The sequence below is a fragment of the Tanticharoenia sakaeratensis NBRC 103193 genome (assembly GCF_000963885.1).
Taxonomy (GTDB): Bacteria; Pseudomonadota; Alphaproteobacteria; order Acetobacterales; family Acetobacteraceae; genus Tanticharoenia; species Tanticharoenia sakaeratensis.
In genome coordinates, this window is the sequence record NZ_BALE01000015.1 from 1 (window position 1) to 11,382 (window position 11,382).

An 11,382-nucleotide genomic window follows, 5' to 3' on the forward strand; every position below is an offset into this window, starting at 1 on the left:
TGTCACATCACCAACGAGTCAGCAGCTATGCCCTTTGGTATGAGTTCTTTCTTACATTTGAGCCTGATGATAACCGGCAGTGTCGTCCCAGTTCACCACTGTCCATTGCAGCCTTTGCCTCGCGCGCGACGTCTACCGGATCGAGCCAGCCCGCTGCATAGCCGTCCGCAAGCGCGTGAGCGTCTATGCCAAGGATGACGGCGTTATCGATCATGATGCACCCGCTTCCATGGGCAGGGTCGGATCGGCGGCCCATTCGTTGAGCGACCCGTCGAAGATGCGCGGCTGCGGCAGTCCCGCGGCCGCCATGCCGAGTGCCAAGCCCGCCGCGTTGATTCCGCCTCCGCAATACAGGATCGTTTCGTGACGCCTGTCGCTCAGGCCGGAAAATGCGTCGTTCACGCGGGCTGGTTCGAGAACGCCGTCTGACAACGTTCCTGCGAACGGGATATTGATGCTTCCAGGAATATGGCCCCGCCGGGGCGACGGATCGCCATGGCCCGCGAAGGCGTCGGGCCGAAGCGCGCAGACCAGATCCGCGGCCCTTCCGTTCGTCAGAACCGATTTCACATAGGCCAGATCGACGAAATAACCCGGGCGCTCGATCGGCTGGAACGTGCCGGATATCGGAGGCTCTGTGTCGCCCGTCTCGACATGTCCGCCCGCTGCACGCCAGGCATCCAGACCGCCGTTGAGCACCGACACGGCATCGAGGTCGAATGCCCGCAGGACCCACCAGACGCGCGCGGCCCAGGTCATGTTGAGCCCGTCATAGACGACGATGCGGCTTTCCGGCCGGATACCCAGCGCCCGGCACGCATCCCGCATCGCGGCGAGGCCGGGGCGCGTGAACGGAAAGGCCCCGTTCGGGTCGGAAAATGTCGAAAACAGGTCAGCATGGTGCGCCGTCGGAATATGCGCTGTTCGGAACGCCCGGACACCCGGACCGTAAGGGAAGGCGCCCGTCTGCTGCCGGGCGATGCTGGCATCGAGGATGACAAGATCGGGGTCGGACAGATGGTCCTTCAGCCAAGTAGCCGTGACCAGAGGCGTCGGGAACGGCACCGGCGCGTCCGTATTCATGCGTCGAGGGTATCCGTCATGCGCGCGCGCATCTGCCACGCACCGCGTTCCGGCCGGGCCAGGCCGAGTGCGTCGCGCAGGGTGCCTGCTTCATAGGCGCTCTTGAAGAGGCCACGCGCGCGCAGCTCCGGCACGACCATGTCGATGAAATCATCGAAGGCGCCGGGAAGATGTGTCGGCTGGATCATGAAGCCGTCTGCGGCGCCGCTCGCAATCCACTCCTCCATCCGGTCGACGATCTGCGCGGGTGTTCCGATCATTTCGCCTTCTGTCCGGGCGCCATACCAGCGCCCGATATCGCGTACCGTCAGGTTTTCGCGCGCCGCGAATTCGACGACTTCACGATAATGACCCTCGACGCCGACCTCATCGAGTGTCGGAAGCGGCCCGTCCAGATCGTATTGTGTGAGATCCACGTTGACGTGGTAGGCAAGGCGCGACAGGCCCGCTTCCGGCACGACCAGTGCCTCGAAGGCCCGATGCTTCGCCAGTGCGTCATCCCATGTCGCGCCGACGACCGGCGTTGTTGCCGGCAGGATCTTCAACTGGTCGGGGTCGCGTCCATGGCGGGAGACGCGCGCCTTCAGGTCCGCATAAAAGTCGACGGCACTGTCGAGCGATTCATGGCTGCAGAACACGACGTCCGCCCAGCGCGCCGCGAAATCCCGTCCCGCCGGCGAGGAGCCGGCCTGGATGATGACCGGATAACCTTGAGGACATCGCGGCACGCCGAGCGGACCGGCCGTTGCCACATGCGCACCCTGGTAATCAACGGCGCTGACCTGCTCGACATCGCCAAACCGGCCGCTCTCCTTGTCCAGGATCAGGGCCTCGTCGCCCCAGCTGTCCCACAAACGCGTGGTGGCGGTCAGAACTTCCTCGGCCCGCTCATAGCGCTCATGGCGGGGCGGCAGACGCTCCTGCCCGAAATTGCGTGCTTCCGCATCCTGAAAGCTGGTCACGACATTCCAGCCTGCGCGCCCGTTCGTCATGTGGTCGAACGTCGCGAAACTCCGTGCGAGATTGTAGGGCTCGTTATAGCCGGTGGACACTGTCGCCGCGAGGCCGATATGCCGGGTGACGCCCGCCATGACGCCGAGCACGGTCATCGGGTCGAGCCGCGGCGTGCCCGCGCCCCAGCGCACTGCGGGCAAAAAGGTGCCGCCCAGGCTGCGTGGCACCGAGAGCGCATCGGGAATGAAGACCATGTCGAAACATGCCTCCTCCAGCCGGCGTGCGATCCGCCGGTAATAGTCGGCCGACAGGAAGTCTGACGCTGCGTCCGGATGGCGCCAGCCCGCAGTCCCTTGCGGGCCCGCGTTCATGAAGGCCGCCAGGGGGATCGAGCGGGAGGCGCTGGTCATCGGGCATTGAGCTCCGGCTCGAGAAGGGAGAGCTGATCGACGAATGCCGTCGCGAAGGAGGCTGATCCCCGTGCCTGTCCGGATGCGCGCGCAGCGGCCTCGGCGTAAAGCGCATGTGCGGCGAGTGTCGCTTCCAGCGGATCGCCGTGCGCGCCCAGCGCCGCGGCGATCAGCGCACCCAGCGCGCAACCGGCGCCGGTGACCTTGGTCAGACGTGCATCGCCGCCCGGAATGGCAAAGATTTCGTCGCCTGACGCGACGTAATCCGTGGCACCGCTGACTGCCACGATTGCACCGGCCTGACGCGACAGGCTGGCGATGGCGCCGAGCGCCTCGGACGTCTGGGCCGTCGTCTCGACGCCTTTGCCGGTTGCATCCCCTCCGGAAAACGCGATCAGTTCGCTGGCATTTCCACGGATGACTGTCGGCGAATGCACGAGAAGGCCACGCACGGCCGCGTCGTAGACGGGAGCTCCGGCACCAAAGGCGACAGGATCGAGCACCCAGGGTGTTCCTGCCTGGTCGGCCGCGCGCGCTGCGCGTTCGAGGGCGTCGATATCCGCGCTCATCAATGCGGCGGCATTGATCCAGACGCCCCTCGCACCCGATGCGAAATGCTCCGGCCAGTCGAGCGCCGGGCCGATGGCCGGCCCTGCGCCGACGGCCAGCAGGACGTTGGCCGACAGCGTCGCCGCGACATAGTTGGTCAGGCCGTAAATGAACGGTTTGTGGGTCTGAATGGACGCAAGCACCTGCCTGACGAAAGGCGTATCCCAGGTGATGGTCTGCATGGTGGTTTCTCCCTCACGCAGCGCGCGCAGGCGGGCAGGTCGTCGTTTCTGCCAGACTAAGGGCGCGCGCCGTCATTCTCCACGCGTTTTCATCATCCTCCGTGATAGACCGCAGGCATCACGGACGGGGTCTGGCGATCGCTTTTCGACGCTGGCGGAGCGGCGACAGGCCCCAGTCCCCGGTGTCCGCGCCGCCGAGAATGATGCGCGCGGCGTGAAGGAAACGCAGGACGACCGGGTTCGATTCCCCCGGCCGCCAGGCAAGCGCCACCTCCCATGCACCCTGTGGTTCGGCCAGCGGATGAACGATGATGCTCTCCCATGCCAACCCGACCATCGCGCTCTCATGAATCAGGGCTATGCCAAGCCGGTTCGCCACCATGGAAATCAGCGTCATGGCGGCGCCGACGCGATGCACGAGGCGCGGCTCAACCTCATAATGACGCAGGACAGAATGCACGTGTCGTTCAAGACCCGGTGAGCTTTCCGATCGCAGGGCAATGAACGGCATGTCGCGGACGGCGGGGCTGTCGAGCCCCTGGATACGGTCCTGCCATGCCGCCGGATAGAGCAGGGCGAGGCGATCGGCGCCGATGCGGCGGCTCTGGAGATCGGGCGGGACCGGCATGCGCACGAAACCGACATCGAGCACGCCTTCCCGAATGCGATCGACCTGCGTATCCGATGCCACGTCATCAAACGCGAGTTCGATCTCGGGATAGTCGCGGGCGAACACGTCGAGCACGCTGGACATGGCGGCGACGGCCGAGAACGTAAAACCCACGGCCAGCCGGCCACGCTCGCCCGTCGCGCTGCGCAGGCCGCGTTGCCAGACCTGCTCGCTCAGCGCGAGAATGGGCCGCGTGTCGTTCAGGAACTGACGGCCGAACGGCGTCAGCTTGGTGCCCTGACGACCTCGCGTGAACAATGGCGCGCCAAGCAGGTCTTCCAGGCGGCGGATCTGTTTCGTCAGCGACGGCTGTGATACGCCGAGCGCGCGCGCTGCCTCGCCATAATGACATGTATGGCCGAGGACCGTGAAAGAGCGGATGAGATCGAGGTTCATGCTCACGGGCATCCTCTTTACGGGATCGCGACCGAACGGACGGCCATGCGGGCTGATGCCCGCGAGCTATCACCGTAACATTCGAATAGATCATTGTCGCAAGCTCGCAGGGCCTGCCTACTGTTTCCAGACGGCAACGTTTGTCCAGCAAGCCATGCCGGCTCCGTGGCATAACCGGGCGACGCCCGCATTCTCCTGGTGAGAAAGATCGTGAACAGAACGAGCGTCCTGACTGTTGCGACCGCATTGTCCCTGAGCATGGGCGCAGGCCACGCCGCGCCAGCAGCCAATGCCGGCAGAACACAGGATGCCGGGCATCGTACAAAGCCGACAGCGGGGCGTGCTCGAGCCCTGACGGGCGAAAACATCCTCGTCAGCGCGCATGCGTTGCAGTCTGCGAACGGTGTCACCGGCACCACGCCGGGCGGCGGCATGATGGTGACGGAAACGAGCGCGCATTCTGTCACGACGATCAGCCGCGACTTCATTGCAAAACTCGCTCCCGCAACGTCTGCCGCGCAGATCGCGGAATATGCGCCCGGCGCCAACATCGGATCATCCGATCCCTTTGGACTGTCGGATCAGACGGCGATCAACATTCGCGGCATGCAGGCCTCCGAGCTCGGTTACCTTTACGACGGCGCCCCGATCGCCGACGTGGATTCATCGATCCCCTATACGTCACAATGGGGCGATACCGAGAATTATCGCCAGATTTCCCTGACGCCGGGGCAGTCACCTCTGGACGCCCCCCTGACCAACGCCACCGCCGGAACGCTGAGCCTCGAGACAACCGATCCGGCCATGAAGCGCGGTGGCCTGATCGACTATTCCTACGGTTCGCACATGACGAACCGGAGTTTCGTCAGGCTCGAATCCGGCCTGATCGGACATACGGGCCTGCGAGGCTATATTTCCTACTCGAACACGACCTTCCGGCCCTGGCGCGGGGCGGGCATCGGCAACCGCCAGCATGTCGATGCCAAGCTGCTGCGGGAATGGGGCGAGGGAAGCAGACAGGCGCTCGATATCGCCTTCAACACGAACAACCAGCCATCCTACAACAACGTGACGATGGCTCAGTGGCAGGCGTTCGGCCCGAAAGGACCCAACAATTTCACGGAGCAATACGACCCGACAAATCCCTCCTCCTACTGGAAGGTCAATGTCGGCGGATTTTCAAACATCATCCTGACGGCGCCGGGCCGTTATCAGGTCACGCGCGCGCTGTGGTTCGACGTGCTGCCGTACTTCTACTGGGGCGCGGGCGCCTCGGGCTACGGGGAAACGATCGGTGCCACGGGCAATTACATCGGGACCGCGCAATTCCCCGGAAGCCTGCAATTTCCACAACCGTCATTGCAGAATGCGGATGGCACGTATCCGGTCCAGGCCGCCTATTTCGAGCGCATATTTCACCCGGGTCTTAATCTGTCGGCCCGGTATCAATTCGATTCACACAACACGACGACACTCGGCTGGTGGTACGATTATGCCGACGATCTCGAGCAGCAGACCTACAACCAGTTGGGTGCCGATGGCGCGCCGTCGAGCTACTGGGCATCCCAGCAGCTTCGCAACGCATTTGGACAGATCCTTTATGGCGTAAACTATCATCTGATCAGCCAGACGAACGGCATCTATCTGGCGCACAGAATGTCCTATCTGGCGGACCGTCTGCAGATCGAACTGGGTTTCAAGGAGGCGATCGTCAACCGGACCGGCACGAACGCGCTGCCCGGGCCGCAATATCATGTGGGCATGAATACGGCTGAGCCGCTGCCGCGCGGTTCGGCCAGTTTCCGCATCGACCCGCACAACCAGATCTACGGGTCGGTCTCCACCAATTTCAAGATGCCGTCAGCCCCTGTCTATTTCGACGTCTATGACGGTGCGGGGAACGGGTCGCCGGGAGGTGTCGGCGTCAGGAACGAATATGCCGTAACGGAAGAGATCGGCTACCGGCATACCGGCGTCGTGAACGTATCGGCGTCCCTGTTCAACACTGAAATTCACCATCGCAACATCGCCTCGTCGATCTATACGAACGGGTTTGATTTCGGCACGACGATCAATGGCGGCAATCAGCGGCTTCGCGGCGCTGATCTGGAATTCAGCACGCGTCCCTGGCATCATCTCAGCCCTTATATCGCGGCGGAATATCTCGACAGCCGGATGCAGAGCAATCTTGGCGCAGCAGGGGTCGATGCGGACGGTGATACGGTCAACGACACTCTGCCAACCCGCGGGCGGCAATCGGTGCTGGCACCGAAATGGACCGTCAGCGCCGCTCTCAGTTATGACGACGGGACCATTTTCGGCAACGTGATGTATCGCTGGATCGATGCGCAGTACGCTGACTTCATGAACCAGGAGCAGCTCCCGGCGCACGGCCAGGTCGATACCACCCTCGGGCTGCGTCTGCCGGACATCAGTTTCTTCAAACATCCGCAGATCCAGCTCAATCTCTACAACCTTGGAAGCGCGCGCTATCTGTCCGGCGTCAGCACGGTCTCGTCGAACGCGCTCGACACGACGGGCATCCGGGGGAGCACGATCCCGGGCAGCAGCCCGTATTATTATGTCGCCAGCACGTTCGCCGCCATGGCGACAGTGACGACCGGGTTCTGAGCTGTGATCCGGCTCCTGCCTTGCGCGGATCGCATGCGTCGTGCCGCATTGCGCGTCCTGATGACAATCGTATCGCTTCTGGTCGGCGCGGGCGGCGCGCATGCCCAGCGCCTGTCGATCCGAAACGATGCGCAGACACCGGCTTCATGCCGGATTGAACCGTCCGGCCGCATGATCGCGGTCCCGCCGCGAACGATGGTCAGCATCGTGCCAGCAGGGGACGAGACGATCGATACCGCGCGGTGCAATGGGTTGTCCGTGCGCGCACTGGGCGTATTGCGTGATGGCGTCGGCGCCATGCTGCGCCTGAACGGGCGCCAGACCCGCGTCCTGAACGTGGCACTTTACCCGTTCATACCGAGCCTGCCTGACGGCAATTTCGATGCGCTGGTCGCCCATGTCGTGGCCGTCTATCAACATGAACATCCCGATGTCCTGCTGCATGCCGCCATGAGCGATCGGATCGACATCTATGACCCGGCGAAACTGAAGCGCTTCCTGTCCCGTGGCGGCTTCGACGTCATGGAAATCGACACGCTCTATCTGCGCATGCTGGCCGGATCAGGCACGATTTTGCCCGCTCATCCGGCCAGCCAGACGACATGGCCCGCAGGCCTGGATGCCGTGACGGTGGATGGAGTGTTCTACGGCGTGCCGAGCTGGCTGTGCCTCGACTTCATCTACATGCGCGACCCGGCGCTGAAATCCGTCCGTTCGCTCCCGGATCTTCTGGCGGTGCTGTCCCGTCATTCCGCAAAGGAACGTCTGCTGTCCGCCGACCTGTCAGGCACGACGCGCCTGCCTTCGATCTACATGAATGCTTACGCGCAGGACCATGGATACGAGAGCCTGTCCGCGGCGATGAAGAAGGCGCCCGACGCTGACGTAATCCACGATCTCGCAGCCCTTGCCGCGACCTGCAGTCAGGGCACGCGCAACCCATGTGCCGACGGCACCTTGACCCGTGCACCTGATGGCGAGATCGACCGGCAGTTCGCAATCGGCGAAAGCGTCGCGGATATCGGCTTTTCCGAACAGAGTTTCTACATTGATCGGTATGCCCCGAAGGGCGCCACGGTTCCGACCATGATCCCGGTCGCGTGGGGCAGGAGCCCGGCTCCGATGCTCTACAGCGACGCATTTGTAACCAGCGCACAGACTTGTTCAAACGCCGCGTGCGGGCGTGACGCCGAAGCGTTTACCCGGATGATGACGGGTGCGGCGATGAAGACGTTCATTGCCTTTTCGGAAGACCTGCGCGGACACGCGCCGCCCCGGCATCTTCTCGTCGCCACACGGCCCTTCTGGGACCAGTCACGGGTCCGGAAAGACCCGGTGTATCGACAGGTTATTCCGGCCGTCCGGACGGCCCGTGCATTTCCGAGCGATCTTGATGGCGCCACGCGCGACACGATGGCGCTGGATATCTGCCGCGCCCTGCGGCGGAGCATACCAAGTTACGACTGCGGTGATACACGCGGCCCCATGTGACCGGCTCGAAACAGTAGCGGAGCGATGCGTCCATGACGATGGCCGACTATTTCAGCGTCCATACGACCCTTGTGCATATCCCGCTCGGCCGGGGCGGCTATGATCTGTCCTGGATCGAGGCTGTGGGCACGGCTTTCTGTCTGCCCTGCATCTGGCTGGCCAGCCGGGAGAGGATCGAGAACTTTCCGTTCGGCGTGGTGAACGCGAGCTGTTTCGCTGTCATCTTCTTTCAGATTCAGCTCTATGCAAGCCTGCTCCTGCAAATCTATTTCGTGGCGGCCAACATCTACGGATGGTGTTGCTGGGGACCCGGCGCGTCGCAGGCCTCTGATAGTCTTCATGTGCGATGGATGCTCGCGCGGCCTCGCGCCATCGCAGGCATGACCTGCGCCGCCGCCATCGCCATCATGACCTGGCGGATTGATGCCCTGTTCCGGGAAATATCGGCGATGATGGTGCATCTGGGTGCGCCGTCACCGGGCGCGATCCCGTCGGACCCTTACCCGTTCTGGGATTCGGCGATTCTTGTGCTTCAGGTAGCCGCGATGATCCTGATGGCGCGGAAATTTGTCGAGAGCTGGATTTTGTGGACATTTACCTATGCGCTTGGCGCCATCATCTATTTCGAACAGGGCGTCCTGGTCATGGCGCTGGAGAATATCGTTCTGACCATGATCTCCCTTGGCGGCCTGATGAACTGGATGGCTGCGGCGAAATCCAGCGCCATGCCGGCCGAAGCTTTACCCAAGGTTGTTATCTGATCAGTTGCCTTGGGCAACACAGTCCCATCGCGCCATTTCCGTCGTCATGGGTAACTCGTATATCTGGATCGAAACGAGGCGGCCGACTTTATAGCCGCCGGAAGAGGCCGGACGACCGAACCTCAAATCCGTGATGAACAGGCATGAAAATTTGCAATGTTCCTGGCCTTCTAAAGGCCGGGAAATATGTCCACATCGACCTTTAGATTGACGTCCGTGATGCAGGCAGCGAGCAAGCTGAAAAGGAAAACAGCAGCGCTCGCTATATCCTCCAGCCGCCTGACGGTCAGCAAGGCCTCGCAAAAACCGACAGAACTGCACGCTTGATCTCGCCTTACGAACAGTCTTGCCCCTACGGCCCCAGCTTCGCGCGGCTGCTTGAAGCCTTTTCGTTTACGTTGCGCGCTGCAACTCCAGCACCTGCCCTCAGTCTCGAGGCAATACTCGCCCCAGTCGGAAATCACAGGGCGCCACGATCCAGTCGATCAGCGCATGGACTTCCATCCGCGTCTTAGGCGCGTCAGGCGAGGTAAGTAAGGGCCGTCACCTGTGACGCGCAGATCGACGTCAGATCGTTGTGCAGGGCAAGCGCCTGCTCGCGGGGCAGAGCCAGCGTCCGTATTTCGGACCTGTCAAACGTGAAAAACCGACCAGCTGCGTGGCTGCCGCTTCTGCACAATGCCCCCTGACAGGATCGTAGCGTCCAGCGCTCAAAGGCTGAAATTCAGCTCGCCGATTTCCATGGGAGTTACCCAGCCAAGTTCGACCATTTCGCTCAACATCGGCTCTGGCGCGGTCACATGTTCGCTGCCGAAGGTCATGGCGTCATGATTGGTCGCGCCAGGCAGGATTTCGCGTGTCGCACCCAAGGGAAGGGCGAGGCCACCATCTGCAAGTGGCGCAGTGAGCAGCCGCACAAGCACGTCGCGGTTTTCGATCCGGTTGCAGAATGCGATGGCGTCCTGAAGAGCGCTGCGTAGCGCTTCGGACGCATCAGCATTTGCCTCCCTCCAGGATCCGGTCGTGACAAGAATCTTCTCGATGTGGTCAGCCCAAATGGAGGACGATCCGGCGACGATACGGCCGATTCCCTCGTGCTCGGCGGCAGCGCCCCATGGTGGTCCCGCACAGAATCCGTCGATCCTGTCATCGCGCAATGCATCCAGCATGGTATCCGGCGGCATGGCGACAATCTGCGCAAGGTCATCAGCCGTGCTGGATTTCATTGCGAGATAACGGCGCAGAAGGAGGAAATGGGTTGAGTACGGATGCACCACTGCAAGCCTGGGGCGCTGCCCGTTCGGTTGAGGTTCCAGAGCGCCATGTCGCAGGACAATAGTATTTCCGCCTTTCGACAGGATCAGAAGCGGATCAAGTGCCACGGGCCTGCCGCGCCGTCCCAGAGCGGTCATGATCGCGAGCGGCGGAAAGACGACAGCTGCATCCAGCCGGTTCCAGGCAAGGCCGTCGGCAATATTTGACCAGGACGGCTCGACCATGATGGAGACGTTGAGCCCGTTGCGACGGAAATATCCGAGATGGTCGGCTACGAGGACAGGCGCGCTGTCGGCAAGGCGGAGCAGGCCGATGCGGATGGAGGCAGTCATTTATTTCGTATCCTCGGCTGCAGGTGCCTGCATGGTCAGGTAGCTTGCACAAACATCCACGATCTTGCGGGCTTCCCGCATCGCCTGCCGCCGAAACCAGCGATACGCTTCGGCCTCGCCGCAACGCTCGTTTTTCATGAACAGCTTTTTGGCGCGATCGACCAGATCACGTTCGGAAAGCGTTTTTTGCGCTGTATCGAGTGCGCGTTGCGTGCGCCGGAAACGCGCATAAAGTGAAATTGCCGCGCGGAGCAACGGCTTGACGTCGCGCGGCGGCGTGTCGATCACGTTATAGGAGCACACGCCGGCTTCGAACGCATCTTCCATCAGATGTTCGTCGTCCTTGTCGACAAACAACGCCACCGGCCGCTCCATATCGGACCCCGACAAGGCGCGCACGCTGTCGAGCGCGTCGCGGTCGGGTCGCGCCAGATCGACGAGCACGATATCGGGCTGGAACTGCCGCACGGCGTCGATGAGCGCCGTGCCCGCAGTCAGCCGGATAAGGGTAAGCGATGCGTCGGCCGCAAGCAGATCGGACAAGGCATTGACGCGTCCGGAGTTCTCATCTGCCAGAAGCACGCGCAT

The 11,382-nt window shown here is 62.5% G+C and carries 9 protein-coding genes; 3 read left to right on the plus strand and 6 right to left on the minus strand.

The features are described from left to right. Positions 1–210: 210 nt before the first annotated feature. The 4 genes from B8446_RS06635 to B8446_RS06650 all read right to left on the minus strand — a co-directional run bounded on the left by B8446_RS06635 (position 211) and on the right by B8446_RS06650 (position 4,304). Positions 211–1,083 carry a sulfurtransferase gene (locus B8446_RS06635; RefSeq protein WP_048848532.1) on the minus strand — a complete coding sequence of 291 codons (873 nt, stop codon included), beginning with the start codon at positions 1,081–1,083 and terminating at the stop codon, positions 211–213. Continuing rightward, complete coding sequence (locus B8446_RS06640; RefSeq protein ID WP_048848534.1) at positions 1,080–2,447, minus strand: LLM class flavin-dependent oxidoreductase; 1,368 nt, start codon at positions 2,445–2,447, stop codon at positions 1,080–1,082. The genes B8446_RS06635 and B8446_RS06640 overlap by 4 nt, the downstream gene beginning before the upstream one ends. Then, positions 2,444–3,238, minus strand: coding sequence for a hydroxyethylthiazole kinase (locus tag B8446_RS06645; RefSeq protein WP_048848537.1), 795 nt, complete (start codon positions 3,236–3,238; stop codon positions 2,444–2,446). Before B8446_RS06645 ends, B8446_RS06640 begins: the two co-directional genes overlap by 4 nt. 118 nt (positions 3,239–3,356) lie before the next feature. Next, on the minus strand, positions 3,357–4,304 hold the full coding sequence (locus tag B8446_RS06650) for a LysR family transcriptional regulator (RefSeq protein ID WP_048848539.1): 948 nt from the start codon (positions 4,302–4,304) through the stop codon (positions 3,357–3,359). A 210-nt stretch (positions 4,305–4,514) separates the two neighbouring features. On the opposite strand from B8446_RS06650, the gene B8446_RS06655 reads away from it, so the two are divergent. Genes B8446_RS06655 through pnuC form a run of 3 tightly spaced genes read left to right on the plus strand, consistent with a single transcriptional unit; the run spans position 4,515 to position 9,187 of the window. Continuing rightward, the gene (locus B8446_RS06655; protein WP_241767668.1) at positions 4,515–6,935 is read left to right on the plus strand and encodes a TonB-dependent receptor; all 2,421 of its coding nucleotides are present in this window, start codon (positions 4,515–4,517) and stop codon (positions 6,933–6,935) included. Between the two features lie 33 nt (positions 6,936–6,968). Continuing rightward, complete coding sequence (locus B8446_RS06660) at positions 6,969–8,426, plus strand: type 2 periplasmic-binding domain-containing protein (protein WP_048848543.1); 1,458 nt, start codon at positions 6,969–6,971, stop codon at positions 8,424–8,426. Between the two features lie 32 nt (positions 8,427–8,458). Then, positions 8,459–9,187, plus strand: a complete 729-nt coding sequence (gene pnuC / locus B8446_RS06665; protein WP_199484059.1) for a nicotinamide riboside transporter PnuC — start codon at positions 8,459–8,461, stop codon at positions 9,185–9,187. A gap of 710 nt (positions 9,188–9,897) precedes the next feature. Here pnuC and B8446_RS06675 read toward each other — a convergent pair. Both B8446_RS06675 and B8446_RS06680 read right to left on the minus strand, forming a co-directional pair. Continuing rightward, positions 9,898–10,794 carry an ABC transporter substrate-binding protein gene (locus tag B8446_RS06675; protein WP_048848547.1) on the minus strand — a complete coding sequence of 299 codons (897 nt, stop codon included), beginning with the start codon at positions 10,792–10,794 and terminating at the stop codon, positions 9,898–9,900. Further along, on the minus strand, positions 10,795–11,382 hold the full coding sequence (locus B8446_RS06680) for an ANTAR domain-containing response regulator (RefSeq protein WP_048848549.1): 588 nt from the start codon (positions 11,380–11,382) through the stop codon (positions 10,795–10,797).

Excerpts from the sequence above, each read along its gene's own strand:
- B8446_RS06635 (WP_048848532.1), bottom strand. The coding sequence starts at position 1,083 with ATGAATACGGACGCGCCGGTGCCGTTCCCGACGCCTCTGGTCACGGCT.
- B8446_RS06640 (WP_048848534.1), bottom strand. The coding sequence starts at position 2,447 with ATGACCAGCGCCTCCCGCTCGATCCCCCTGGCGGCCTTCATGAACGCG.
- B8446_RS06645 (WP_048848537.1), bottom strand. The coding sequence starts at position 3,238 with ATGCAGACCATCACCTGGGATACGCCTTTCGTCAGGCAGGTGCTTGCG.
- B8446_RS06650 (WP_048848539.1), bottom strand. The coding sequence starts at position 4,304 with ATGAACCTCGATCTCATCCGCTCTTTCACGGTCCTCGGCCATACATGT.
- B8446_RS06660 (WP_048848543.1), top strand. The coding sequence starts at position 6,969 with ATGCGTCGTGCCGCATTGCGCGTCCTGATGACAATCGTATCGCTTCTG.
- pnuC (WP_199484059.1), top strand. The coding sequence starts at position 8,459 with ATGACGATGGCCGACTATTTCAGCGTCCATACGACCCTTGTGCATATC.
- B8446_RS06675 (WP_048848547.1), bottom strand. The coding sequence starts at position 10,794 with ATGACTGCCTCCATCCGCATCGGCCTGCTCCGCCTTGCCGACAGCGCG.
- B8446_RS06680 (WP_048848549.1), bottom strand. The coding sequence starts at position 11,382 with ATGCGCGTGCTTCTGGCAGATGAGAACTCCGGACGCGTCAATGCCTTG.